Here is a 25,308-nt window from a genome sequence, read left to right as displayed (position 1 = left end):
CCCGGGTTTCCTGACCAAATGCGCATCATCTGAAGGGGGGATTTCGATGACCGGCAAGATCCTGATCTGCGACTGCCTTGGCACCCAGACCGTGAAGGGCGAAGACCTTGCCCGCGCCACCGGGCGGGCCTGTTCGCGGCTGCACAGCGCGCTTTGCACCGATCAGATCGCGCTGGCCGCCGAGGCGATGCAGGACGGCCCCGTCACCATCGCCTGCGGGCAGGAGGCGGCGCGGTTCGGTGAACTGGCTGACGAACTGGGCGTGGAACCGCCCCTGTGCATCGACATCCGCGACCGCGCCGGTTGGGGCGATGGCAATGATGCGACGCCGAAAATGGCGGCGCTGCTGGCCGAGGGGCATCTGCCGCAACCCGCCGCGCGCAATGTCGACGTGGTGTCCGAGGGAACCTGCCTGATCGTCGGCGAAGCCGCGGTCGCCCTCAAGGCCGCCCGTGACCTGCAGGATATCCTGGCGGTGACCATCCTGCTGGAGGATGCCGAAGCGGTCGAACACGAAGCGGGCTTTGACGTGGTGGCCGGGCGGCTGGTGCGGGCAGGCGGAACGCTGGGGCAGTTCGAGGTGCGGATCGACGCACTGCAACAGGTGGTGCCCGGGGGGCGCGGTGCGGCGGGCCTGACCCCGCCGCGCGACGGCGCAAGATCGGACTGCGACATCATCCTGGACCTGACGGGCGGAACGCCGCTGTTTCCGGCACCTGCCAAGCGTGACGGATACCTGCGGGCCGACCCGGGCCACCCGGCGGGCGTGGCCGCAGCGGTTCTGGCGGCGTCTCAGATGGTGGGCACCTTCGAAAAGCCGCTTTACGTGCGGGTGGAACCATCTCTCTGCGCCCATTCGCGGGCTGGCCAGGTGGCCTGTACCAATTGCCTTGATATCTGCCCGACCGGGGCGATCCTGCCCGACGGCGATCACGTCATGGTCGATCCGATGGTCTGTGCCGGATGCGGAGCCTGCAGTGCGCTTTGCCCCTCGGGGGCGATCAGCTATGACGCGCCGCCGGTCGATGCGCTGATGCGCCGTATCGCCACCCTGGCCGAGACCTTCCGCAAGGCGGGCGGCACAGCGCCGCGTCTTCTGGTCCATGACCCCGACCACGGGGGCGAGATGATTGCCCTGGCGGCCCGGCATGGCCGGGGCCTTCCGCACGATGTGATCCCGCTGGCCGTCGATACGCTGGAGGGGTTCGGCCATGCCGAAACCCTTGCGGCCCTTGCGGCGGGCTTTGCCGGTGTCGACATCCTGCTGACGCCGAAGACCGAACGCGAGGCGCCCGCCCGCGAACTGGCGCTGAGTGCTGCGATTGCGCCGGGGCGGGTGGCCCTGATCGACATGACCGACCCCGAGGCGCTGTCCGATCACCTATTCACCGCCGAAGGGCCGGCGCCGGTCGCCGCGCCGGCCCTGCCCATGGGCAGCCGCCGCCAGGTGGCGCGCCTTGGGGGCAAGGCGCTGAACGGCAATGCCGTGCTGGATCTGCCCCGGGGCGCCCCCTATGGGGCCGTGCTGGTGGATACCGATGCCTGCACCCTGTGCCTGTCCTGCGTCTCGCTCTGTCCCTCGGGGGCATTGGGCGACAACCCCGACCTGCCGCAACTGCGGTTCCAGGAAGACGCCTGCCTGCAATGCGGGCTTTGCGCCAATATCTGCCCCGAGGATGCGATCACCCTGCAACCGCGCCTGAACCTGGGCGACGATGCCCTGGCTCAGGTGGTGCTGCACGAGGAAGAACCCTTCGCCTGCGTGGAATGCGGCACCCTGTTTGGCGTGAAATCGACGGTCGAGAAGATCACCGAGAAGCTGGCGGGCAAGCATGGCATGTTCGCCAACCCGGCGGCGGCGCGGATGATCCAGATGTGCGACAACTGTCGCATCCAGGCCCAGTATCACAGCCAGGACAACCCATTTGCGGGCGCACCGCGCCCCAAGGTGCGCACCACCGACGACTATCTTTCAAAGCGCAAGGATCACTGAGCCGCCGCGAGGGGCGCCGCCTGTCCCTGACAGCCGAGGGGGGCCTTCCGCCCCCCCCGAGGATATTTTCAGACCAAAGATGGGGTCAGGGGGTGAGCACGGCCGCGAGGGTTGCAAGGGCCGCGATTTCGCAAAGCTGCTGGGTGGCGCCCAGGATGTCGCCGGTCTGCCCGCCGATCTTGGCCCTGGCGATGGCCCCGGCGGCGAGGGCGGTTGCGCCGACGGTCGCGAAGGCGGGCAGGGCGGCAAGGCCCAGGGCAGGCAGCGCGATGGCGAGGGTGGCGAGGATTGCGAACAGGGCGGTCGCTTGGCCCGGCCGCCCGACGCTGGCCGAAAGGCCCGCCGCCCGCGCATTGGGCAGCACCGCCGCGATCAGCACCATGGGCAGGCGCGACAGGGCGGCGACGCCCACCAGCACCAGCACCGTATGCCCGGCCGCGAAAAGCGCCGTCAGCGCCGACCAGCGCAGGCCAAGGGACAGGACCAGGGCCACGACGCCATAGGTGCCGATGCTGCTGTCCTTCATGATGGCGAGGCGGCGTTCACGCTCCCACCCGCCCCAGAGGCCGTCGGCGGCATCGGCCAGCCCGTCCTCGTGCATGCAGCCCGTCACCACCGGCCCCAGCGCCAGCGCCAGCCCCGCGGCAACCCCCACCGGCAGCCCCAGCCCGAGTGCCGTCGCGCCCACCAGCCCGGCCAGCGCGCCGATGACCGCGCCCGCCACCGGCCAGGCCCAGGCGGCCCGCGCCCCCCGGGCGGTGGCATGGGCGGTGTCGATGCGCAGGGGCAGGCGGCTGAGCAGGCCGAGCGCCGCGGCGAGATCGCGCAGGTGCGGTTTGTCGGTGCGGGTCATCGGATCACCTCATTTGCGGCTTTCGCCTGTCGGCCCAAGGGGTAAACAGGGCCACGACACAGATCAACGGGGCAGACCACATGACCGACACCGCATTCGCGACCTTCGACGACATCCGGACCATCCTGTCAGGGCTGCCCGGACCCGATGCCGAGGCCCGGGACGGCGCGACCGAGCGCAACAGCCAGTTGACCAAGCCGCCGGGCGCTCTGGGCCGGCTGGAGGACCTGGCCATCTGGTACGGCGGCTGGCGCGGCACCGCGCGCCCGGTGATCGCGGCGCCACAGGTGATCGTCTTTGCCGGCAACCACGGGGTTGCGGCGCGGGGCGTGTCGGCCTTTCCGCCCGAGGTGACGGTGCAGATGGTGGCGAACTTCAGGGCCGGGGGCGCGGCGATCAACCAGTTGTCGCGCTGTTTCGGCGCGCGCATGGATGTCCACGCGCTGGACCTGGACCGGCCCACCGGCGATTTCACCGAAGGCCCGGCCATGGACGAGGCCGCCTGCGTCGCGGCCCTGCGCGCCGGATGGGAGGCCGTCGATCCGGGCGCCGACCTTCTGGTGGTGGGGGAAATGGGCATCGGCAACACCACCGCCGCGGCCGCCGTGGCCGCCGGCCTGTTCGGTGGCGACGGCGCGGCCTGGACGGGGGCAGGCACCGGCGTGGCGGGGGCGGCGCTGGCGGCCAAGATCGCCGTCGTCGATGCAGGCCTCGCGCGTCATTCCGCGCTGCGGGGCGATCCGCTGGCGGTGCTGGCCGCCCTTGGCGGGCGCGAAATGGCGGCCATGGCGGGGGCGGTGCTGCGGGCGCGCGTGCTGCGCATTCCGGTGATTCTGGACGGGTTCATCTGCTGTGCCGCCGTGGCCCCGCTGGAGATGGCGCGCAAGGGGGCGCTGGATCACTGCGTCGCCGGGCATCTTTCGGCCGAGGGTGCCCATGGCCGCCTGCTGGAGCGGCTGGACAAGGCGCCGCTGCTGTCGCTGGGCCTGCGGCTGGGCGAAGGGTCGGGCGCGGCGCTGGCCATCGGTGTTCTGAAGGGCGCGATCGCCTGCCATTCGGACATGGCCACCTTTGCCGAGGCCGGTGTGGCCGGGGCATAGGGCGGATTTCGAGTATTTTAAGCAAGAAAGAGCCGGCGCCGGTCAATCCCCGGTGCCGGTGCGCTTTTCCTCGTCGGCGCGGCGGACAAGCGCGGTTTCCAGTTCCTTGTTCAGGTCGCGGGCGCGGGCGACATAGGCGGGGTTGCGGTCGAGCGGGACGCCCGGCTGCCAGAGTTCGGCCAATTCCAGCAGATGATGGCGGTCGAGCTTGAAGAACTCGTACTCGAGCTCTTTCGCCTCGTAATCGCTGAGCCCCATGTTTTCGAGCACGTAGCGCCCCGCGCGCAGCGAGCTGTCAAAGAGTTCGCGCACGATGTCATCGGCCCCGGCGGCGTAGAGTTCGTAGGTATGCACCCGGTCATGGGCGCGGGCGACGATATGGATGTCGGGCCTTTCCTTGCGGGCATAGCGCACCAGTTTCAGCGCCGCCTTCGGATCGTCCAGCGCGACGACAAGCACCCGGGCGCTGTTCAGCCCGGCGGCGTGCAGAAGCTCGGGGCGGGTGGGGTCGCCGAAGAAGCCCTTGAAGCCGAACTTGCGCATCAACTGGATGGTTTCCAGGTTGTTGTCGACGACGGTGGTGCGAAAGCCGGTCATCTGCATCATCCGGTTCACCACCTGGCCAAAGCGACCGATGCCCGCGATGATGATCGGCTGCTGGTCGTCGATGGTATCGGCCTCGGGGGTGTCGGCGGTTTCGGTCATCCGCGCCGAAAGCTGTTCGTAGAGAATGAAGAACAGCGGCGTCAGCAGCATCGACAGGGCCACCACCAGCAGCAGCCGTTCGGCAAGGGCCGCCGGAAGTACATCGGTGCTGAGCGCGAAGGACACGAGCACGAAGCCGAATTCCCCGGCCTGCGCCAGCCCGAGGGTGAACAGCCAGCGGTCGCGCCCCTTGATGCGGAAGATCAGCGTCAGAAGGTAAAGCACGATCCCCTTGGCCGCCATGACCGCCAGCGTCAGCCCCAGCAGGGTGAAGGGGGCGGCCAGGAAGGTGTTGAAGTTGATGCCCGCGCCCACGGTGATGAAGAACAGCCCCAGCAAAAGGCCCTTGAACGGATCGATGTCGGATTCAAGCTGGTGGCGGAATTCCGAGTTGGCCAGCACCACGCCGGCCAGGAAGGTGCCAAGGGCGGGCGACAGGCCCACCAGCGTCATCACGAAGGCGATCGAGATCACGATCAGAAGGGCCAGCGCGACATAGAGTTCGCGCAGGTTGGCGCGGTGGATGAAATGGAACAGGGGCCGCGTGCCATAGGCGCCCGCCAGGATGATCAGCGCGATCGCGGCCACGGTGACAAGGGTGATGCCCCAGCCCGGCAGGCTTTGCACCAGGGTCATCGCCGCCTCGGCGGCCTTGTCGGGGGCGCCCGATGTCATTGCCTCGGTCGTGTCGCTGGCCTGTTCTGCAAGGGGGGCGTCGCCCTGGCTGTTGCCAGCATGGTCGGCGGCGCCGTGGGGTGTGGTGTGGCTGGTGGGGGCGTGCTGTTCGGTGGGCAGGGTGCCGTGTTCGTCGAAATGCTGCCCCTCGTTCAGCCCGCCGATGGCCAGAAGCGGCAGCAGGGCCAGCATCGGGATCACCGCGATGTCCTGGGTCAGCAGCACCGAGAACGACGACCGCCCGCCCGATGTCTGCATCAGCCCCTTTTCCGAAAGCGTCTGCAACACGATGGCGGTCGAGGAGAGGGCGAAGATCATGCCGATGGCGATGCCCTGGCTGACCGGAACGCCCACCAGCATCACCGCCCCCGTTGCGACCAGCGCCATGGTCACCGTTACCTGCAAGCCACCCAGCCCCAGAAGCCGGTGGCGCATCGCCCAAAGCGCCTTCGGCTCAAGCTCCAGCCCGATGACGAAAAGCATCATCACCACGCCGAATTCGGCGAAATGCTGAAGGTCGGCGGTTTCGCTGCCCACGAGGCCCACCACCGGCCCGATGATGATGCCGGCCGCAAGATAGCCAAGCACCGACCCAAGCCCCAGCCGCGCGGCCAGCGGAACGGCGATGACGGCCGCGCCGAGATAGATCGTGGCCTGGTAGAGGAAGGCTTCCATTGGGGCGTCCTTTTCTTGCGAGGGGTCAGGTGGGCAGGGGGGCGTCGGATTTGAGCTGGTCCATCACGATCTGGCTGCGCACGCGCGCCACCGCCGGATGGGGCAGCAGCACGTCGTGCAGCAGGGCGTTCAGGGCCGGAAGATCGGCGCAGAAGACGCGCAGCAGGTAATCCGCCTCGCCCGTGAGGGTCCAGGCGCTGATCACTTCGGGGCGGGTGGCCAGAAGCGCGGCCAGGCTGCGCGCCTGTTCGGGGTTGTGGCTGGCCATTTCCACCTGCACGAAGGCCTGGATCGACAGGCCAAGCCGTTGGGCGCAAAGGCGGGCGGTGTAATGTTCGATATAGCCCTCGGCCTCAAGCCGCTGGCGCCGCCGCCCCGCCTGGGAGGGCGACAGGTGCAGCATCTCGCCCAGTTCCTGGGCGGTCAGATGGGCGTTTTTCTGAAGCGCGGCCAGAAGGCGCGAGTCGGTCTCGTCAAGGGCGGTCATGCGTCACCTGTGCGGGTTTCACCCAGACTAGCGCGTCGTTCGCGCATTTTACAGGAAAAGCATGCGGGTGAATGCGCAGATTGCCGCCACGGGCCGTGATATCCTTCAACAAACCGCGATCAGAAGGAGACAACCATGGGACCGTTCCCCCACGACGCCCCCAAGGCGACGATCACCGAGGAAAACCCCGCAGGCACCGACGGGTTCGAGTTTGTCGAATTCGCCCATGCCGAGCCGGAAAAGCTGCGCGAGGCCTTTGCGCGCATGGGCTATGTCCATACCGCGACCCACAAGGAAAAGCCCGTCGAATTGTGGCAGCAGGGCGATATCACCTATGTGATCAACGCCGACCCCGAAAGCCACGCCGCCCGCTTCGTGGCTGATCACGGGCCCTGCGCGCCCTCGATGGCCTGGCGGGCGGTGGATGCCGCCGCCGCCCTGCGCCATGCGGTTGCCAGGGGCGCCGAGGAATACACCGGCCCCGGCAAGACGATGGATGTGCCCGCCATTGTCGGCATTGGCGGATCGCTGATCTATTTCATCGATCAGTATTACGACAAGAACCCCTATAACGCCGAGTTCGACTGGGTGAGCAAGGCCCACCCCGAGGGCGTGGGGTTCTATTACCTCGACCACCTGACCCACAACGTCCATCGCGGCAACATGGACAAGTGGTTTGATTTCTATGGCAAGATCTTCAACTTCCGGGAAATCCGCTTCTTCGACATCCAGGGCAAGTTCACCGGCTTGTTCTCGCGGGCGCTGACCTCGCCCTGCGGACGCATCCGCATTCCGATCAACGAGGATCGGGGCGAGACGGGGCAGATCGTTGAATACCTGAAACGCTACAACGGCGAAGGCATCCAGCATATCGCCGTGGGCGCGCGCGATCTCTACGCCGCGGTGGACGAGATCGCCGGGAAGGGCGTGAAGTTCATGCCCAAGCCGCCGGAAACCTATTACGACATGTCCTATGACCGGGTCGCGGGGCATGACGAACCCAAGAATCGCATGATGAAGCACGGCATCCTGATCGACGGCGAAGGCGTCGTGGATGGCGGTGAGACGCGCATCCTGCTTCAGATTTTCAGCAAGACGGTGATCGGGCCGATCTTCTTTGAATTCATCCAGCGCAAGGGCGACGACGGCTTTGGCGAGGGGAACTTCAAGGCGCTGTTCGAAAGCATCGAACAGGATCAGATCGAACGCGGCGTGCTTCAGGCCGACGAGGCCTGATCGCGGAGGGGGTCAGCCGTTGGGCATCGACAGGGTGACGCGGCGGCCGCTCTTGGTATAGCTGAGATCGCTTTGCCCGATGGCGGCCACCTGGCCGCCGTCGACCCTGTCACCCACCTTGACCTTGACGAACTTGCCCGAGGGCAGGCGCACCAAAGCGCGACGGTTCGACGAGCTTCCATAGACACCGATCAGGTTCACCTTGCCCAGGTTGATGGCGTTCTTCACCGTGGCCTGCTTGGCCACCGAGGCGCGCGACGGAATGCTGGGGGTGGTGACGGCGGCAGGCGCTGCGACGCGCGTGACGACCTGTTGTTGCGGCGCGGCGGCGGCTTTTGCGCGGGCGCTGGCAACCTGTTGTGCGAAATTTCCGGGCTTGGTTTTCGGAAGGCGCGAGCGGGCGACGGCGAAGGGGCTGACGGGTTCCTCGGGCTCGGCTTCTTCTTCGGGTTCGGGCTGTGCGGCGCGCAGGGCGATCAGGTCGGCCGGGGGGGCGCGGGGCGGCTGGGTGGCCACGGGCGCCTCGGGCGTCGCGGTCGAGGCACCGGCCACCGTCACGGCGGCGGCCTCGGCGTCATCCTGCGCCGTGGGGGTATCGTCGAGGGCGGCGACGCGCGGCGGTTCTTCGGTGTCAGGGCGCGGGCGCGGTTGCACGCCGGCCTCTTGCACGGCCTGGGCGGCGGCATTGTCGAGGTTTGTCTGATCGTCGCTGGCGGTCGCGTCATCGGGGCGCGTGCGCGGGCGGATGCGCGGCAGATCGGGCTGTGTGGCCGGATCGGGCGCCAGGGTCTCGGGCCGTTCGGGCGTGGTGGGGGGCGTGCGCGGCGGCGGGCCGGCGGTGATCAGGATGCCATCGGGCGACAAGGTGCCATCGGGGGTGGCCGTCACCAACCCGCGATCGTCCAGTTCGAACCCGTCGCCCTGAGGCGCTGGGGGCAGTTGCGGGGCCAGTGGCGTGGGCGAGGTGGTGTCGCCGGGCCGCACCAGTGTGTCAGCCTCGTCAAGGGTGATCGTCGGATCGGCCGAGGCGACATAGAGATCGTCGACCCGGTCGGTGCCGGGCGCATCGGGCGGGTTGGGAGATTCGATCCAGATGCCGGTGGTCGCGTAGCGGCCCACGATATTCTCGTCACCGCCCTGGGCGGGGGGGCGTTGCAGCGGATCTTCCGAGATCGGATCGGGCGCTGTCGGGCTGATCGGCAGCCCCTCGGGTGCGGGGGCGACGGGGGGCTGGGGGCCCAGGATCGCCACGGTCGAATCCGGTGCGCTGGGTTGGCCGGCATTGGCATTGCCCTGCTCGGCGGCGCCGCTTTCGCCTGCCAGGTCGGACACTTCGGTATCGGCGCTGGGGGAGGGGGCGGCGGGCGTTTCGGCTGCCGGCTCGGCCTCGGGGGCGGTTTCGGCCGGGGCAAGGGCGGCGGTGTCGGTTTCGCCTTCGCTTTCCAGGGGCGCAGGTGCCAGGACGGCGTTCGAGTTTTCGGGCAGCGCGGCTTCGCCCTGATCCGAAATCCGGTCGTTCCCCATCAACAGGAAGGCCGCCCAAACGGCGATGGCCAGCACCAAGGCGATGGCTATGGCAATGAGAAGCGGCCTGAACGACCGGGATTCACTGGCCGCGCGGGCGCCGAAGACGGTCATCGCCTCGGCCTCGTCCAGCTTGCGGCCCGAGGCCATGCGCGCCGAAACGGCATCGCGGTCGCGTCCGGTCAGCATCTGGCCGTTGGCGTCGGTGGTCGGGGTCAGCGTCGCCGCCGCCTCGGAGGAATCGGGCAGCCCGACCGCAGGCTTCGCGGCACCGTTCTTGGCCGAACCGCGCAGCACCGTGTTGGCACCGGGCTTGCCCGCGCCGGGACCGCGCCGGGGCGGCGGTGGGGGCACGGCACCGTTGCTGTCGTCGGGGGTGACGGCAAAGCGCGCGGCGATCCGGCCAAACCGGCTTTCCTTCGGGTCAGGCTCGGCGGCGGCGCCGGGGGTCAGGGGGCCGGGGGCGGGTTTGCCCGGGGCCTTCTTCTGAAGTTCGGCCTGTTGCTTGCGCCGGGTGGCGAAGGCGACGGGCATCGCGGGAACATCGTCGATGATGCCGTCGTCATCCAGCGGCGGCAGCGGATCGTTGATCCTGGGCCCCGAGAACCCCACGCGCGGGGTTTCGGCCTTGGCGTCCTTCGGTGCAGGTTTTTCGGCGGCGGGTTCAGCCGCAGGTTGCGGTTTCGCATCCGCCGCGCCGGGCTTGGCGGGCGGGGTGGCCTTGTCGAGGTTCAGCCGCCGCTGGGCCCCCTCGGCGGGCGGGGCCGTCGCCGGGGCGCCATCGGCCTTGCCCTTGGGGGCTGCATCCTTCTGGGCGGCGGGCGGGGCGGGTTTGGCCGGCGGCGCGCTGTCGGGGCCGGGCTTTTTCGCGGCCGGGGTCTGCGCCGGGGCCTCGGCCGTGGCGGGTTTGGCCGAATCAACGGCGGGCTTCTTCTGGTCCTCGGCAGCCTTTGCCTTTGGCGGCTCTTTCGTTTCGGCGGCCCTGGCGGCTTCCTGTGCCTTGGCTTCGGCCTCTTGCGCGGCCTTGGCCCTGGCCGCCTCGTCGGCCTTCCGGCGGGCCTCGCGCTCGGCCTGCGCCTTGGCTTCGGCGGCTTCGCGTTCCTCGGCGGCGGCGCGTTTGCGCTGTAGCTCGGTCGGGCCGAACTGGGCGGTGCCCTGGAACTTGGCCTTGCCAGGGCGGGCGGCGAAACTGACGGGGTTGAAGCCGCGGCTGACGGCAAATTCCTCGGCCTCGGCAAGGGTTTCGCGCGCGACGGCAGCAATCGAGAGTTCGCCTTTTCCCTTGACTTTCCAGACGAAATTCAGGTCGGGCAGGGCATAGGGCGTCATCCCCTCAAGCGCGTCGCGCACGGCCTTTTCGCGCAGCGCCTCCTGGCTGCCCTTGGTGGTCTTGGCATCGTACTCGGGGTCGTCGATCGTGGTGAACAGGATTTCCGAGTTGGGGATGCGCAGCTCGCTCGCCATGGGGGCGTCGGACTTTTCGGCAACCTCGTTGCGCAGGGCAGCGACCTTCGAGTCGAACTCGGAATCCGACAGCGACACCTCACCAACGATCCGGGTCTTGCCCCCGGTCAGCTGGCGCAGGCAGATCCCCGTCTGGGACAATTCGAGTATAAAGTTCGGCTTCATATCAATGCTCTACCATTTGGCGGCGCGCGCAGGAGTCCTCTGCGCGTTTTTCGATGTTCTATAGCAGCTTTCCGCCGAGGAAAACAAAAAGAGGTTTCCCCTCCCCCTACCTGATAACAGGATAACCAACCATGAAGGCACGCTTTTGAAGGGATCAGGCATGGATAGGAACAAGGTAAAGCTGGCGGTTTGCGGGCTGCTTCTTGCGGTCGTTGCTGGCACGGCCTCGGCGCAGGAACAAGGGCCGCGGATCACGGTTTCGGGAGAGGGGCGGATTGCCGCCGTTCCCGACATGGCGCGGCTGAGCCTCGGGGTCGAGGCGGCGGATGCAACCGCCGCGGGTGCGCTGGGGCTGGCCTCGGACCAGATGTCGGGGGTGATGGAGGCGCTGAGCGCGGCGGGGATCGAACCCAGGGCGGTGCAGACCAGCACCCTGTCGGTGCGCCCGCAATACGAACAGACCGAAGAGCGCCGCGAAGCGCCCGTCATCGTGGGCTATGTCGCCTCGTCCGACCTGAACGTGAAGGTCGCCGACCTGGACGGGCTGGGCGCGCTGATCGACAAGGTCACATCGGGCGGCGGCAACCGGCTTTCGGGCATCTCGTTCGAGGTGGCCGACCCCGAGCCGCTGATGATCGAGGCGCGGCAGGCGGCGGTGAAAGACGCCATGGCCAAGGCCGCCCTTTTCGCGGGCGCGGCGGATGTGACGCTGGGCGAGGTGATCGAGATTTCCGAGGCCGGTTCGGGGCGTCCGCAGCCCATGGCGATGATGGAAAGCGCCGGTATGCGGTCGATGCCGGTTGCGGCCGGGGAAATCGAGGTGACGGCAAACGTGACCATGGTCTTCGCCATCGGAAACTGAACAGGGGACGGGGCGCCGCATCGGGCGCCCCGACCATTTCGTCAGGCCGTTGCCTTGGCCAGGGCCTGGTCAAGATCGGCGATCAGGTCTTCGACATTCTCGATCCCGATGGAGACGCGCACGACCTCGGGGGCGGCATTGGCGGCGCGCTGCTGCTCTTCGCTCAGCTGACGGTGGGTGGTGCTGGCGGGGTGGATGATCAGCGACCGGGTGTCGCCCAGGTTGGCGACGTGGCTGAAGATCTCCATCGCGTCGATCAGCTTGACGCAGGCGTCATATCCGCCCTTGACCGCGAAGGTGAACAGGCCACCGGCGCCCTTGGGGCAGATCTTTTCGATCCGCCCGTAGTAGGGCGAACTTTCCAGCCCAGCATAGGTGACGTAATCGACGCGCAGGTCGTTTTCCAGCCACTTGGCCACCTTCACCGCGTTCTCGACGTGGCGCTCCATGCGCAGCGACAGGGTTTCGATGCCGCACAGGGTGTAATGCGCCGCCTGCGGGTTCAGCGTCATCCCCAGGTCGCGCAACCCGATGGCGATGCCATGGAAGGTGAATGCCATGGGGCCGAAGGTTTCATGGAACTTCAGGCCGTGATAGGCGGGCTCGGGCTGGCTGAGCGAGGGGAACTTGTCGCTGGCGGACCAGTCGAACTTGCCCGAATCCACCACGCAGCCGCCGGTGACGGTGCCGTTTCCGGTCAGGTACTTGGTGGCCGAATGCACCACGATGTCGGCGCCATGTTCGATGGGCCGGCACAGATAGGGCGTCGCGCTGGTGTTGTCGACGATCAGCGGCACGCCTGCCGCCCTGGTGATCGCGCTGATCGCGTCGATATCGGTGATATAGCCGCCCGGGTTGGCGATGGATTCGCAGAACACGGCGCGGGTGTCATCGTTGATGGCGGCCTTCACGGCCTCGGTATCGTCGAAGTCGACGAAGGTGGCCGACCAGCCGAAACGCTTGATGGTCTGGGAAAACTGCGTGACCGTGCCGCCGTAAAGACGGGTCGAGGCCACAACGTTCTTGCCCGGCCCCATCAGCGGGAACAGCGCCATGATCTGCGCCGCGTGACCCGACGAACAGCAGACCGCGCCGACACCGCCCTCAAGCGTTGCGATGCGTTCCTGCAACACGGCCACGGTGGGGTTGGTCAGGCGGGAATAGATGAAACCCACCTCTTGCAGGTTGAACAGCGCGGCGGCGTGATCGGCGTCGCGGAAGGCATAGGCGGTGGTCTGGTAGATCGGCGTGTTGCGCGCGCCGGTGGCCGGATCGGGCTTTGCGCCGGCGTGAATCTGCAACGTCTCGAAACCGTGGGTGTTCTCAGCCATCCTGTCTCTCCTGGGGGAATTGCGTTGCCCATCGTTTAGGCGATCACGCAACGTCAGGCAACGGTGGCGTCAGCGCGACCGGATCGGCGCGCCAAGATCCGCGGGGGCGATCCCGGCAGCATAGGCGGTGATGGCCGCGATATCGTCCAGCGTCACGGTTAGCGGAATGATCGGCGACGGACGCGAGATGTCGAAGGGCGGCGTGACGCCCTGAACCTGCGTGAAGCTGGGGTGGGGGTTCAACGCATAAAAGCCCGCGAAGCGGTTTTCCCAGTCGGGCAGGGTGCGCAGCATGGCAAAGGAGGGGGTGGCGCCCATGCCCTTCATCCGGTTGCTGGCGTTCACAACGTGGCAGCGCCCGCAATGGACAAGGGCGAGCCGTTCGCCCGCCACCGGATCGCCCTGGGGCAGGGTGGGGGCGGCGGCCTCTTCGGGGGCGATCTCGGCGCTGAAGGGGGCCGTGCCATCGGGGGCGAACCCCTCGACCGTGCGCCGCCCGATGTCCGAGCGCAGCCAGTCCAGCAGCGCCGCGCCGCCTGGTCCGGGGCCGGGGGCGAAATGCCAGGTCTGCCCCAGCCCGTGGAACACCGCCGCGCCCTCCTCTCCGAAGGTTGCATCGCCCGGCCCGGTCACGGCAACCGCGCGCATCCCGTGCTTCAGGGCAAAGCGTGGCAGGATATGCTGCAACAGTCCGCTGTCGATCAGCGCCTCGGGCGCCGAGACGCGCAGCGGCCCCTCCTGCGCAACGGCCCAGAGGGGGAGAAGCGCCAGCAGAACGGCGCACAACTGTTTCATCCGCCAACCTCCCCTTGACTGTCACAGCCTAGGGGCCGACACCTTGAAGCGTCAAGAACGCCACGAAAGGGCAAGAGATGAGCGACGATTTCAACATGTCCATGCGCAAGTTCCTGAAACAGGTCGGCGTCACCTCGCAGCAGCAGATCGAAGAGGCGATGCGCGCAGCGGGCGACACCGCCGGCAAGACCTTCGAAGCCAAGGTCGTGCTGACCGTCGATGGCCTTGACCTTGAACACACGGTGACCGGCAAGATCACGGGGCAGGCGTGAGCGTGACCGCGACCCGTGACGATGTCCTGAACATTCTGAAAACACTCGACGATCCGGTGGCGGGCACATCGCTGGCCGAGGCCGGCGTCGTCAAGGCGCTGACCGTCGACGGCGGTGCGGTGCGCTTCGTGCTCGAGGTGAACCCCGCCCATGCCGATGCCTATACCCGGCTGAAGGACCAGGCCCAGGCGCAGATCCGCGCCCTGCCGGGGGTGACGGGCGTTTCGATCGTGCTGACGGCCCATTCCACCCCCAAGCCGCCCCCTGACCTTGGCGTGAAGCCCAAGCCCACCGGCCCGGCGCGCATTCCCGGGGTCGACCGCATCCTGGCCATCGCCAGCGGCAAGGGCGGGGTGGGCAAATCCACCGTCGCCTCGAACCTGGCCTGCGCCCTGGCCGCCGAGGGGCGGCGCGTGGGGATGCTGGATGCCGATGTCTACGGCCCCAGCCAGCCGCGGATGCTGGGCGTGTCGGGCCGCCCCGCCAGCCCCGATGGCAAGACCATCCTGCCGATGCGCAATTTCGGCGTCACGATGATGAGCATCGGTTTGATGACGAACGAGGGGCAGGCGGTGGTCTGGCGCGGGCCGATGCTGATGGGGGCGCTGCAACAGATGATGATGCAGGTGCAATGGGGCGCGCTGGACGTTCTCATCGTCGATCTGCCGCCGGGCACGGGCGATGTGCAGATGACCCTGGCCCAGAAGGCCGAGGTCTCGGGCGCCATCATCGTGTCGACCCCGCAGGACGTGGCGCTTCTGGATGCCCGCAAGGGGATCGACATGTTCAACCAGCTGAACGTGCCGATCCACGGCATGATCGAAAACATGTCGACCCATATCTGTTCGAACTGCGGACACGAGGAACATGTCTTCGGCCATGGCGGCGTAAGGGCCGAGGCCGAGAAACTGGGCGTGCCGCTGCTGGCGGAAATCCCGCTGCACCTGTCGATCCGTCAGGCCAGCGATGGTGGCGCGCCCATCGTCGTTTCGGCCCCCGACAGCCCCCAGGCCCAGGCCTTCCGCAGCGTGGCGCGCGACCTGATCGCGCGCGGGCAGGCCTGAGTGGACCTGCCGCCGCTGTTCACGCCCCTCGCCAGCGCGGGCGCCGACCCCTTCGCGGTCGCGGTGTCCGAGGCGCGGGCGGGCTGTGACGCGGGGCTGGTGGTGCACGACATCGCGCCCGACCGGCTGCGCGCGGCGGTGGTCTTTGCCCCCGAGGTGGCGTTAGAGGGTGCGGTGGTCATGCTGCCGCTCTGCGGGATCGGCTTCCAGAACGCCCTGGGCGCCCTGGCCCCGCCCGAGGTGGGGGTGCACCTGGATTGGAACGGCGGGATCAGGCTGAACGGCGGGCTTTGCGGTGCATTGTCCATGGCGGCGGGGGCCGGGGCGCCCGTGCCCGACTGGCTGGTTGTGGGGCTGACGCTGGATCTCTGGTCGCCCGAGCAGGAAACCGGCCACGCCCCCGACATCACCAGCCTGGCCGAAGAGGGCTGCGGCGGGATCGACCCGGCCACGCTGCTCTCGGCCTGGCTGCGCCACACGCTGGTCTGGCTCGACACCTGGGAAAGCGAGGGGACGGCGCCGCTGTTGCGGGAATGGACGGGGCTTGCCCAGGGGATCGGGGCCGATACAATCGTCGGAGGCCGGCGCGGTGTCTTTCTCGGCGTGGACGAACACTTTGGCCTGCTGCTGAAACGCGACGGCGGGACCGACCTTGTGCCGCTTGCCACGCTCTTGAAGGAGACACCATGAAACTGGCCCGTGCCATCCACTTCGACGAAAGCGACACCCGGGTGTTCCACAGCCCGGCGCGCACGGGTGAATGGTGCATCGCCGGGGGGTTCGAGTTTTCGAACTGGTCCGAGGGCGATCTGACCGGCAAGGCCCGCCAGGCCTTCGCCAACGGCTGGCTGGGCTGCGAAACCTTCGGGCGGGTCAGCTTTGTCGCGGTCACTGCGATCGAAAAGGGCGAATACGAGGCCCTGCTGGCGGGCCTTGCCCGGCATTTCGTGGATATCTACGGCGCCCCCTCCGAAGCGGCGGCGCGCGAGGTGGCCGAGGCGGAACTGGCGCATATGGCCGACCTCTGCGCCGATGCCGCACCCAACACCCTGCTGACCGTCGCGCGCGAACTGACCGACGCCGGCGTGCGCGAGAGTTTCCGCATGATCGAGCCGCGCGAGGCCGGGCTGGAACAATTCGCCATACACGGCAGCCTGGACGACACCTGACCGAAAGGCGCGCCTTGCGGCGCACATGATGTTTTTCGCCCTTCGGGCGGCGGGCGCGTGACGCGGGGGCGCCGCTTCACCTTTCGCGTGGTGGCCTGGCGAGGCCGGAGCCTCCGGCGGGGATATTTCAGGACCAAAGATGACAGGCACCGGCCCCTTGTGCGGACCGGTGTTCTTTCTTGCTTCAAATACTCAAAATCCCGACCTTTCGGCCCGCGCCGGGGTTATTCCGGCTTGGCATTGAAGACGAAGAGGGTTTCGCCGTTGATCGTGTAGCCGTCGATCAGCCCCTTCGCGCTGTCCGACGTCAGCCAGGTTTCAAGCTGCACTGCCAGATCGTTGCGCACATGGGGGTGCTTTTCGGGGTTCACCGGCAGGAAGGCATATTGGTTGAACAGGATCGGATCGCCCGAGAACAGCAGCGCGAGGTCGGCCTTGTTGCCGAAGTTCAGCCAGCTGGCGCGGTCGGCCATGATATAGGCGTTCAGCCCGGCGGCGGTGTTGAGCGCGGCGCCCATACCGGCGCCCACGGCATTGTACCAGTCGCCGAAGGTTGCGGGTTTCAGGCCGGCCGCGCTCCAGAGGGTGAGTTCGGCCTTGTGGGTGCCGCTGTCGTCGCCCCGGCTGACGAAGGGGGCCTGGGATTCGGCGATGTCGGCCATGGCCTCGGCCGCCTTTTCGGCCCCGGCGATCCCCGCGGGATCGCTTGACGGGCCGACAAGGATGAAATCGTTGTACATGATCTCGCGCCGGTGGGTGCCGTATCCGGCTTCGACGAACTTCTGCTCGGCGGCCTTTGAGTGCACGAGGATCGCGTCGACGTCGCCCGCCTCGCCCAGGCGGATGGCCTGGCCGGTGCCGACCACCAGAAGCTGCACCTCGATGTCGGTGTCGGCCTTGATGGCGGGCAGCAGGACATCGGCGAGGCCGGAGTTTTCGAACGAGGTGGTGACGGCCAGTTTCATGGTGTCGGCCATGGCCGAGGTCGCGACGAGGCCGGCAATTGCGAGGGGCAGGATGTGGCGGATCATTCGACGATGTCTCCCTTCAGGAACGAAGCCAGTTCTGGCGTTTTCGGGGCATCGAAGAACGATGGTGCCCGGTTGGAATCATGGACCATGCCGCCGCGCAGGAAAACCCCGTCGTCGGCCAGGCGACGGGCCTGGCCCATGTCGTGTGTCGCCATGACGATGCGGGTGCCGGTGGCGCGCACGGCCAGCAGCAGGGTTTCGATGTCGCGGGTGGCGCGCCCGTCGAGGTTGGCGCAGGGTTCGTCGAGGAACAGCACCTGGGGTTCGCGGATCAGGGCGCGTGCGAGGGCGAGCTTCTGACGCTCGCCCCCCGAGAGGCGGGTTGCCGGACGGTCGAGCGCCTGGCCGAGGCCGATCCTGTCGGCCCAGTCGGCGGCGCGGGCGCTGGCCTCGGCGCGGGGGTGGCCCAGCAGATCGAGCGGATAGCGCAGGTTCTGCAGCACGCTGCGGCGCAGCATCGTGGGGGACTGGAACACATAGGCCTGCTGCTGCCGTGCCTCGGCCGGGGGGAGCGACCATTGCGCGGTGCCCGAGGAGAGGCGTTCGATTCCGTGCATGACCCGCAAAAGGGTGGTCTTGCCCGATCCGTTGGGCCCGATGATCACGGTCAGCCCGCCTTGGTCAAGCGTCAGGTCCAGCGGACCCAGCAGGCGCTTGCCGCGCCGGCGCACCGTGGCGGCGGTGAGGGTGAGGGGCAGGAGGCCTACCATCGGCCTTCGCTCTCGGTGCGCGACAGGGCATGGATGGCGATATTGACCAGCAGCGCCAGGGCGATCAGCACGAACCCGAGGCCAAGCGCCAGGGCGAAGTCTCCCTTGCCGGTTTCCAGCGCGATGGCCGTGGTCAGGACGCGGGTCGCATGGTCGATGTTGCCGCCGACGATCATGATGGCGCCCACCTCGCCGATGGCGCGGCCGAACCCGGCCAGCGCGGCGGTCAGCAGGTTGCGCCTTCCATCCACGATCAGGGTGCGGACCCGTTGCCATTTGGTGGTGTTCAGCGAGATCAGCAGGTCGTGGTAATCGGCCCAGAGGTCGCGCATGGCCTGATGGGTGATCGAGGCGATCAGCGGCGTGATGATGATGACCTGGGCAATCGCCATGGCGGTGGGCGTGAACAGGAGCCCCAGCACGCCGAAGGGCCCCGAGCGCGACAGCAGGATATAGACGATCAGCCCGACAACCACGGGCGGCAGGCCCATCAGCGCGTTCAGAACCGCGATCACCGTGCGCCGGTGGCGGAAGCGTTGCACCGCCAGCCAGGTGCCCAGCGGAATGGCCAGGGCGCAGGCGATCACCAGTGCGGTCAGCGAGACCTGGAGCGAGCGGGCGCTGATTTCGATCAGGTCGGGATCGAGCGCCACGATCAGGCCCAGGGCGGCGGCCAGTCCTTCGAAGATGTCGTTCATGCAAGCCGCTTTTCTGCCTTGGTCCGGGGGACTGTGGCCAGCCTGCGGAGGGGTGTCAACGCCGTGGGGGTTGCGGTGACGGGCATTGACCGGCCCCTTGGCCCGCCGGGGCGGGTAGGATAGGAGACTGCCATCGCGAAACCCGGAGACCGCCCCATGTCGAGCACCCCCGCCACGCCCCTGTCCGTCGCCTGCATCGGTGAGGCGATGATCGAACTGTCCCAGTCAGACATGCCCGACCAGATGGTCGTGAAATTCGCCGGTGACACCCTGAACACCGCGATCTACCTGCGGCGCAACCTGGGCGCGGGGCACAAGGTGTCTTTCGTGTCGGCGGTGGGGCGGGATGATTTTTCCGACCGGATGGTGGCCTTCATCGAATCCGAAGGCGTGGACACCGGCCACATCCTGCGTCACCCCGAAAAGCTCCCCGGGATCTATGCGATCAGCGTCGATGCAGCGGGCGAACGGTCGTTCGCCTATTGGCGCGAAAGCGCGGCGGCGCGCACCATGTTCGATGCCAAGGGCGGCATGGCCTTCGACAGCCTTGCGGGGTTCGACGTTGTGTACCTTTCGGCCATCACCCTGGCGATCCTGCCCGAGGCGGCCCGGGCCGGTCTGCTGGACTGGATCGCGGATTTCCGCGAAAGGGGCGGGCGGTTTGCCTTTGACAGCAACTATCGTCCGCGCCTCTGGCAGGATCGCGCGACGGCGCAGCACTGGGTCGGGCGGGCCTGGGGCATCTGCGATATCGCGCTGCCTTCGGTGGATGACGAGATGGACCTTTTCGGCGATGCCGACCGGACGGCGGTGATCGCGCGCTTCGCCGGGTATGGCCCCGCCGTGGGGGCGCTGAAATGCGGTGGCGATGGCCCGGTGGCCCTGTCGCGCAATGACGGGGAACCCGGCCCCTTCCGGCGGGCCGAGAAGGTGGTGGACAGCACCGCGGCAGGGGACAGTTTTGTCGGGGCCTTCCTGGCCAGCCACCTGAGCGGCGCCTCCCTGGCCCAGGCCATGCAGGCAGGGCACGACCAGGCGGTCGAAGTGATCGGCCATCGCGGCGCGATCCTGCCACGCGACGGGGGTTGAAGGGGAACGCCGCGATGCGGCGTGCCTCCGGCGGGAGTATTTTCGGCAAGAATGAGGGGCGGCGGGTGCGGCCCGCGATCTGGCCGGCGCATTGGGGATGGAGTGTTGATGCAGGGCGTTGGCCTTCTTCGGAACCACTGACCCGGGCGCCTGTTGGTTCGATGAAGGGAGGAAGAGCCATGGATCTGACAAGCATGTTTGCCGGCATGGCGATCGGGTTTGCCTTTGTCGGCCTCGCCTATTTTCGGGGCAAGGCGACGGGCCGTCGCGAGGCAGATCGGGGCAGGATGTCGGGCCGTGAAACCGGCAGGGAATGATGATCGGATGTGACCTGACTTTGCGGCGATGAACGGGAAAGGCATGGTCATGGATGTCGACACTCTGCTGGAACAGGACAACTGGCACGAAGAGCGCAATGCCTTTCGCGCGCTGATCCTTGAGCACGGGCTGGATGAAACCGTGAAGTGGGGCAAGCTTTGCTATTCCTGGAAGGGGGCCAATGTCGTCATCATCTACGGGATGAAGGACTATTGCGCGCTGGGCTTCTTCAAGGGCGCATTGCTGGATGATCCGTCGGGCCATCTGGTGGCACCGGGAGAGAATTCGCAGGCCATGCGCCAGTTGCGGTTTCGCAGCCTTCACGAGATCGACGAAGGGGCCGCTCTGATCACTGGGTTTCTCCGGCGTGCCCTGAAGGCCGAACAGGACGGGTTGGAGGTGGTGTTCGATGCGAAACACGATCTGACCTATCCCGAGGAATTGCAGGCGGCGCTGGACGCGGACGCCGGGCTGGCCCGCGCCTTTCAGGCCCTGACCCCCGGTCGCAAGCGCGGTTACGTTCTGCATGTCTCGCAAGCCAAGCAGGCGGCGACACGGCGATCGCGCATCGAGAAGAGCCGTGCGAAGATCATGGCGGGCAAGGGCCTGGCCGATCGTTAGGTCAGCCGCCGTCTGACGCTGCGGCCACCTGGGCGAGGGTGTTCAACTGATCGCGCAGGGCATCGGCATCGAAGGACAGGGCCTGTTCGATGGCGCCATGGGTTGCGATCCAGATCGGCACGGCCTGCTCCAACAGGGCCAGACCCTTCGCTGTCAGGCTCAGCCGCCGGGCGCGGCGGTCTTTCTCGTCGGGGGCGACCGTGATCAGCCCGCGCCGTTCCAGCGGTTTCAGGTTTGCCGTCAGCGTCGTGCGGTCCATGGCCAGAAGCCGCGCGACCGATCCGACGGTGGGCGCCGGGGCAGGGCGGTTCAGCGACATCAGCAGGGAAAACTGACCGTTCTTCAGCCCCAGAGGTGCCAGCGCCGTGTCGAATCGGCGCGCAACCGCCCGCGCGGCCCGCTGTGAATGCAGGCAAAGGCAGGTATCGCGGACCTGCAAGGTCATGCCGATGGTGGCGTGTTTTGGGGAATTCGTTGACACGGGTTCTTTTACGTTGATATCAACATAACTGTCAAGAGAATCGACGGCGCCCGCATGAGATGGCGCAGGCCGGCACCTGGCCCCGCGCAGGCGGCGGGGCAGGGCCGTCGGAAGGACAGGACGACAGCACGCAACCAAGGGAGAAGATGGATGAGCTATGTCAGCGGGTTCCTCGTAGCGGTCCCCACCGACCGCAAGGAAGATTACCGGAAGATGGCCGAGGAGGCGGCCGAGATGTTCCGGGGCTATGGCGCGACCGAGATCATGGAGGCCTGGGGCGAGGATGTCCGCGACGGCGAACTGACCGATTTCCGGCGCGCGGTGCAGGCGAAAGAAGGTGAAACCGTCGTCTTTTCGTGGATCGTCTGGCCCGACCGTGCGACCGCCGATGCGGCCGAGCGGAAGATGCAATCCGACGAGAACATGACGCCACCCGCCGATGTGCCTTTCGATATGAAACGCATGATCTTCGGCGGCTTTGCCCCGATTTTCGAAATGGGACGATAGGGAGAAGACCGATGACCAACCAGGAAGGCACCCCGATCTGGTACGAACTGATGACCCATGCGCCCGACCCGGCGCAGGATTTCTACGGCGCCGTCATGGGGTGGTCGTTCGACAAGTCCGCCGGCGGGATGGAGCGCGACTATCGCGTGTTCACCACCCAGGGCGGAGAGGGCGTGGGCGGTGTCATGAAGGCCCCCGCGCAGGCGCCCTTCGTGCCGCTCTGGGCGGTCTATTTCGGGGTCGCGGACGTGGATGCCTCGGCCGAAAAGCTGCGCGCCCTTGGCGGGCGTGTCGACATGGAGCCCCAGGACATTCCCGGCGTCGGCCGCTTCGCCTTTGTCGCCGACCCCCAGGGCGCCCGGTTCTACCTGATGCGCGGCAACAGCGACGCGCCCAGCACGGCGTTCCATATCCTCAAGCCCGGGCATTGCGGCTGGAACGAACTTGTCACCTCGGACCAGGGCGCGGCGCTGGACTTTTACGGTCAGTTGTTCGGCTGGGAAAAGACCGGTGCCATGCCCATGGGCGAGATGGGCGATTACACCTTCTTCGGCAAGGGCGATGTCGAAATGTACGGCGCGATGATGAACGCCCCGGCACCCGGCACCCCGCCGTTCTGGAACTTTGCCTTCACGGTGGCCGATATCGACAAGGCGAAGGCGGCCGTCGAAGCGGGCGGTGGCACGGTCACCAATGGCCCGATGGAATTGCCGGGGGATGAGGGCGACTGGCTGATCCAGGTGACCGACCCCGAGGGCGCGAAGGTCATGTTCACGGGCAAGCGCCCGGTCAAGGCCGCATGACCACGGGGGCGCGCCACCGGTGCGCCCCACCACAAGCAGGAGAAAACGACATGGACAGGATCACCACCTTCCTCTGGTTCGACGGCAAGGCCGAAGAGGCCGCCGAATTCTACACCTCTCTCTTTCCCGACAGCCGGATCGAGGAACGGACCCACAGCACCATCGACTATCCCGGCGGCAGTGAGGGCGATCTGATCACGCTGGCCTTCACCCTGTCGGGGCGCAGCTTCATCGCCATGAATGGCGGCCCCGGCCATCCCTTCACCGACGCGATCTCGCTGACCATCGACTGCGCCGATCAGGCCGAGGTCGATCACTACTGGAACGCGCTGGCCAAGGGCGGCACACCAGTCCAGTGCGGCTGGATCAAGGACCGCTACGGGCTTCATTGGCAGGTGACGCCCCGCATGCTGCCCCGCCTTCTGGCCGACCCGGACAGGGCAAAGGCAAGACGCGTCATGTTGGCCATGACCGAAATGGTGAAGATCGACATCGCGGCGCTGGAAAGGGCGGCGAAGGGCTGACCCCGGAGACGGACCCGAGGCATGGCCCGATCCGGGCCATCCCTTCGGCGCAGGCAATCCCCTGCACCGAAAGTCGTCACAGGCCAGCGCGGACACGCGGCAACGGCGCGCGAAATCTCGTAGTTTCAATGGTGTGGGAGATGTGCAAAGTGGCAGCCCGTAGGGGAATCGAACCCCTCTTTCCAGGTTGAAAACCTGGCGTCCTAACCGATAGACGAACGGGCCACTGTTTGTGCGGTGGTATCTAGGGAAACCGCGCGGGGAGGGCAAGTGGGATTTTGCCTCTTGTGAAGAAAAAAATCGCAGGGGCGGTTTTTGCGGTTTCCGGGGGCCCTGGCATCAGGCGGGGGCGGCATCGTCCAGGCGCAATTGCACGCGCGAACGCCCGCCCCAGTGGTTTATCTCAAGCCGTCCGGCCAGGTGGAACCTCGCCCCGCCATGTTTCTCCAGCGCGCTTCCCAGCAGGCCGTCGTAGGCGCCAAAGCAGATGGCATCGATTCGCGGGCCCATGCCATCGCCGAAGGTGATTTTCAGGTGGCTGTCGCCGACTCGGCGGGCGGCGTGGATCGCGCAGTCGGGGAAGGCGAATCGCGGTGCTGCGGCCCCCATGCCGAAGGGGCCGGCCTGTTCGATCTGGCTTACCAGTTCGGGCGTTGCCGCGCCGGGCATCAGCACCGCATCCAGGCGCAGCCGTTCCGGCCCGCCGGTGCCCGCCCCCTGGCGCGCCAGCAACTCGCCAAGGCGCGCCATGGCCGGTTCCAGCTGTGCTTCGGTCAGGCTCAGCCCGGCGGCCATGCGGTGGCCGCCCCCCTTCAGCAGCAGGCCCTCGGCGGCCACCTTCTGGATGGCGGCGCCCAGGTCGACACCGGCGACCGACCGCCCCGATCCCTTGCCCAGCCCGGCCTCGTCCAGCCCGATCACCACGGCGGGGCGGGCGAAGGTTTCCTTCAGGCGCGCCGCCACGATCCCCACCACACCGGGGTGCCACCCGGCACCGGCGGCCCAGACAAGCGGGCCGTCGGCGCCCCGGGCTTCGGCCTGGGCCATGGCGGCGGCGCGCACGGCGGATTCGATCTCGCGGCGTTCGGTGTTCAACTGGTCCAGCCGTTCGGCCAGCGCACCGGCTTCGGCGGCGTCGTCGGTGGCCAGCAGGCGCGCGCCCAGGTCGGCGGCGCCGATCCGCCCGCCCGCGTTTACCCGCGGCCCCAGAAGGAACCCCAGGTGATAGGGCGTCGGCGCCACGTCCATCCGGGCCACATCGGCCAGGGCCACCAGCCCGGGGCGCTGACGGCGTGCCATGACCACCAGCCCCTGGCGCACCAGCGCCCGGTTCACCCCGATCAGCGGCGCCACGTCGGCCACGGTGGCCAGCGCCACAAGGTCGAGCATCGCCATGAGATCGGGGCCGGTCACGCCGTCGCCCCGGAGCCGCCGGTTCGCCTCGACCAGCAGCAGGAACACGACGCCGGCGGCGCAGAGATGGCCCAGGTCGCCGGATTCGTCCTGCCGGTTCGGGTTCACCACCGCCACGCACTCGGGCAGGGTCTCGCCGCCCAGGTGGTGGTCCAGTACGATGACATCCGCGCCCTTGGCGGCGGCAATCGGGCCGTGGGAGAGGGTGCCGCAATCGACACAGACGATCAACTCGTGCCGCCGGGCCAGGTCGGCCATGGCTTCGTCGTTGGGGCCATAGCCTTCGTCGATGCGATCGGGGATGTAGAGGGTCGCTTGCCGCCCCATCTGGCGCAGCCAGCACAGAAGAAGCGCGGCCGAGGCGCCGCCGTCGACATCGTAATCGGCGAAGATGGCGATCTTCTCGCGCCCCTTGACCGCGGCCAGGAACCGTTCGGTGGCCGGGCCCATGTCGCGCAGGGTCATGGGGTCGGGAAGCAGGTCGCGCAGGGCAGGGGCCAGAAAGGCGGTCGCCTCGTTCGGGGGGACGCCACGGCGCGCCAGAACCGCCGAAAGGGCCGGGGGCAGGCCGGTTTCCTGGGCCATGGCTTCGGCAAGGCGGGCGGTGTCCACCGAGGGGCCAGCCCAATGGCGGCCGGTCAGCGAGCGTTCGACGCCCAGAAAGGCTTCGGTATCCTGAGTCATGTCGCCCTGTTAGCGGATCGCCCGCCGTTCAACCAGCCCAACAGCACCAGCATCGCCGA

Annotated in this window: 25 protein-coding genes and 1 tRNA gene; 14 read left to right on the top strand and 12 right to left on the bottom strand. The window is 67.7% G+C overall.

Annotated elements, in window-relative coordinates; translation table 11 throughout:
• Positions 1–46: 46 nt before the first annotated feature.
• A complete protein-coding gene (locus tag H7828_RS02040) occupies positions 47–1,993 on the top strand; it encodes a 4Fe-4S binding protein (protein WP_226779270.1) in 1,947 nt (648 codons plus the stop codon).
• 85 nt (positions 1,994–2,078) lie between these two features.
• Here H7828_RS02040 and H7828_RS02035 read toward each other — a convergent pair whose 3' ends face one another.
• Complete coding sequence (locus tag H7828_RS02035) at positions 2,079–2,846, bottom strand: adenosylcobinamide-GDP ribazoletransferase (RefSeq protein WP_226779269.1); 768 nt, start codon at positions 2,844–2,846, stop codon at positions 2,079–2,081.
• Between the two features lie 80 nt (positions 2,847–2,926).
• Between H7828_RS02035 and cobT the strand changes: the two genes are divergently transcribed.
• Positions 2,927–3,946 (top strand): nicotinate-nucleotide--dimethylbenzimidazole phosphoribosyltransferase, encoded by a 1,020-nt coding sequence (gene cobT / locus H7828_RS02030; RefSeq protein WP_226779268.1) that lies wholly within the window; start codon positions 2,927–2,929, stop codon positions 3,944–3,946.
• A gap of 42 nt (positions 3,947–3,988) precedes the next feature.
• Here cobT and H7828_RS02025 read toward each other — a convergent pair whose 3' ends face one another.
• Together H7828_RS02025 and H7828_RS02020 are read right to left on the bottom strand one after the other, a co-directional pair.
• Positions 3,989–6,001, bottom strand: coding sequence for a cation:proton antiporter domain-containing protein (locus tag H7828_RS02025; protein WP_226779267.1), 2,013 nt, complete (start codon positions 5,999–6,001; stop codon positions 3,989–3,991).
• Positions 6,002–6,026: 25 nt separating this feature from the next.
• On the bottom strand, positions 6,027–6,488 hold the full coding sequence (locus H7828_RS02020) for an Lrp/AsnC family transcriptional regulator (protein WP_226779266.1): 462 nt from the start codon (positions 6,486–6,488) through the stop codon (positions 6,027–6,029).
• Between the two features lie 135 nt (positions 6,489–6,623).
• On the opposite strand from H7828_RS02020, the gene hppD reads away from it, so the two are divergent.
• Positions 6,624–7,724, top strand: coding sequence for a 4-hydroxyphenylpyruvate dioxygenase (gene hppD, locus H7828_RS02015; protein WP_226779265.1), 1,101 nt, complete (start codon positions 6,624–6,626; stop codon positions 7,722–7,724).
• A 12-nt stretch (positions 7,725–7,736) separates the two neighbouring features.
• Here hppD and H7828_RS02010 read toward each other — a convergent pair whose 3' ends face one another.
• Positions 7,737–10,877, bottom strand: a complete 3,141-nt coding sequence (locus H7828_RS02010; protein ID WP_226779264.1) for a hypothetical protein — start codon at positions 10,875–10,877, stop codon at positions 7,737–7,739.
• 160 nt (positions 10,878–11,037) lie between these two features.
• On the opposite strand from H7828_RS02010, the gene H7828_RS02005 reads away from it, so the two are divergent.
• On the top strand, positions 11,038–11,739 hold the full coding sequence (locus tag H7828_RS02005; RefSeq protein ID WP_226779263.1) for an SIMPL domain-containing protein: 702 nt from the start codon (positions 11,038–11,040) through the stop codon (positions 11,737–11,739).
• Positions 11,740–11,780: 41 nt separating this feature from the next.
• On the opposite strand, the gene H7828_RS02000 is transcribed toward H7828_RS02005, so the two are convergent.
• Positions 11,781–13,070 (bottom strand): O-acetylhomoserine aminocarboxypropyltransferase/cysteine synthase family protein, encoded by a 1,290-nt coding sequence (locus tag H7828_RS02000; protein ID WP_226779262.1) that lies wholly within the window; start codon positions 13,068–13,070, stop codon positions 11,781–11,783.
• A gap of 69 nt (positions 13,071–13,139) precedes the next feature.
• A complete protein-coding gene (locus tag H7828_RS01995) occupies positions 13,140–13,865 on the bottom strand; it encodes a hypothetical protein (RefSeq protein ID WP_226779261.1) in 726 nt (241 codons plus the stop codon).
• 77 nt (positions 13,866–13,942) lie between these two features.
• On the opposite strand from H7828_RS01995, the gene H7828_RS01990 reads away from it, so the two are divergent.
• The 4 genes from H7828_RS01990 to H7828_RS01975 are packed head-to-tail and all read left to right on the top strand — an operon-like array spanning position 13,943 to position 16,370.
• Positions 13,943–14,137, top strand: coding sequence for a DUF6494 family protein (locus tag H7828_RS01990; RefSeq protein ID WP_226779260.1), 195 nt, complete (start codon positions 13,943–13,945; stop codon positions 14,135–14,137).
• A 2-nt stretch (positions 14,138–14,139) separates the two neighbouring features.
• The gene (locus H7828_RS01985; protein WP_226779745.1) at positions 14,140–15,201 is read left to right on the top strand and encodes an Mrp/NBP35 family ATP-binding protein; all 1,062 of its coding nucleotides are present in this window, start codon (positions 14,140–14,142) and stop codon (positions 15,199–15,201) included.
• On the top strand, positions 15,202–15,891 hold the full coding sequence (locus H7828_RS01980; protein WP_226779259.1) for a DUF4444 domain-containing protein: 690 nt from the start codon (positions 15,202–15,204) through the stop codon (positions 15,889–15,891). It begins immediately after the preceding gene.
• Entirely contained in the window at positions 15,888–16,370 is a 483-nt protein-coding gene (locus H7828_RS01975) for a DUF6505 family protein (RefSeq protein WP_226779258.1), read from the top strand. The genes H7828_RS01980 and H7828_RS01975 overlap by 4 nt, the downstream gene beginning before the upstream one ends.
• A 224-nt stretch (positions 16,371–16,594) precedes the next feature.
• On the opposite strand, the gene H7828_RS01970 is transcribed toward H7828_RS01975, so the two are convergent.
• From H7828_RS01970 to H7828_RS01960, 3 genes are read right to left on the bottom strand one after another with little or no spacing between them, the layout of a single operon-like run.
• On the bottom strand, positions 16,595–17,401 hold the full coding sequence (locus tag H7828_RS01970) for an ABC transporter substrate-binding protein (protein WP_226779257.1): 807 nt from the start codon (positions 17,399–17,401) through the stop codon (positions 16,595–16,597).
• Entirely contained in the window at positions 17,398–18,111 is a 714-nt protein-coding gene (locus H7828_RS01965) for an ABC transporter ATP-binding protein (RefSeq protein ID WP_226779256.1), read from the bottom strand. The genes H7828_RS01970 and H7828_RS01965 overlap by 4 nt, the downstream gene beginning before the upstream one ends.
• Positions 18,105–18,809 (bottom strand): ABC transporter permease, encoded by a 705-nt coding sequence (locus H7828_RS01960; protein ID WP_226779255.1) that lies wholly within the window; start codon positions 18,807–18,809, stop codon positions 18,105–18,107. Before H7828_RS01960 ends, H7828_RS01965 begins: the two co-directional genes overlap by 7 nt.
• A 156-nt stretch (positions 18,810–18,965) precedes the next feature.
• On the opposite strand from H7828_RS01960, the gene H7828_RS01955 reads away from it, so the two are divergent.
• The 3 genes from H7828_RS01955 to H7828_RS01945 all read left to right on the top strand — a co-directional run bounded on the left by H7828_RS01955 (position 18,966) and on the right by H7828_RS01945 (position 20,837).
• On the top strand, positions 18,966–19,898 hold the full coding sequence (locus tag H7828_RS01955; RefSeq protein ID WP_226779254.1) for a sugar kinase: 933 nt from the start codon (positions 18,966–18,968) through the stop codon (positions 19,896–19,898).
• Between the two features lie 179 nt (positions 19,899–20,077).
• Positions 20,078–20,215: a hypothetical protein gene (locus tag H7828_RS01950; protein ID WP_226779253.1), complete on the top strand. Its 138-nt coding sequence runs from the start codon at positions 20,078–20,080 to the stop codon at positions 20,213–20,215.
• A gap of 49 nt (positions 20,216–20,264) precedes the next feature.
• Positions 20,265–20,837, top strand: a complete 573-nt coding sequence (locus H7828_RS01945; RefSeq protein ID WP_226779252.1) for a YdeI/OmpD-associated family protein — start codon at positions 20,265–20,267, stop codon at positions 20,835–20,837.
• A 1-nt stretch (position 20,838) separates the two neighbouring features.
• On the opposite strand, the gene H7828_RS01940 is transcribed toward H7828_RS01945, so the two are convergent.
• Positions 20,839–21,282 carry a MarR family winged helix-turn-helix transcriptional regulator gene (locus tag H7828_RS01940; protein ID WP_226779744.1) on the bottom strand — a complete coding sequence of 148 codons (444 nt, stop codon included), beginning with the start codon at positions 21,280–21,282 and terminating at the stop codon, positions 20,839–20,841.
• Positions 21,283–21,468: 186 nt separating this feature from the next.
• Here H7828_RS01940 and H7828_RS01935 point away from each other — a divergent pair, with 186 nt between their 5' ends.
• From H7828_RS01935 to H7828_RS01925, 3 genes are read left to right on the top strand one after another with little or no spacing between them, the layout of a single operon-like run.
• On the top strand, positions 21,469–21,825 hold the full coding sequence (locus H7828_RS01935) for a DUF1428 domain-containing protein (protein WP_226779251.1): 357 nt from the start codon (positions 21,469–21,471) through the stop codon (positions 21,823–21,825).
• Between the two features lie 11 nt (positions 21,826–21,836).
• Positions 21,837–22,628: a VOC family protein gene (locus H7828_RS01930; RefSeq protein ID WP_226779250.1), complete on the top strand. Its 792-nt coding sequence runs from the start codon at positions 21,837–21,839 to the stop codon at positions 22,626–22,628.
• Positions 22,629–22,678: 50 nt separating this feature from the next.
• Positions 22,679–23,152: a VOC family protein gene (locus tag H7828_RS01925; RefSeq protein WP_226779249.1), complete on the top strand. Its 474-nt coding sequence runs from the start codon at positions 22,679–22,681 to the stop codon at positions 23,150–23,152.
• 150 nt (positions 23,153–23,302) lie between these two features.
• Here the strand turns inward: H7828_RS01925 and H7828_RS01920 are convergent.
• Positions 23,303–23,377: transfer RNA gene (locus H7828_RS01920), tRNA-Glu, on the bottom strand.
• A gap of 114 nt (positions 23,378–23,491) precedes the next feature.
• A complete protein-coding gene (gene recJ / locus H7828_RS01915; protein WP_226779248.1) occupies positions 23,492–25,249 on the bottom strand; it encodes a single-stranded-DNA-specific exonuclease RecJ in 1,758 nt (585 codons plus the stop codon).
• Between the last annotated feature and the right edge of the window lie 59 nt (positions 25,250–25,308).

Source organism: Oceaniglobus trochenteri (genome assembly GCF_020529025.1).
In the GTDB taxonomy this organism is placed as follows: domain Bacteria; phylum Pseudomonadota; class Alphaproteobacteria; order Rhodobacterales; family Rhodobacteraceae; genus Oceaniglobus; species Oceaniglobus trochenteri.
Note: the sequence above shows the minus strand (reverse complement) of the source record. Positions and strands in the feature narration are given on the sequence as shown.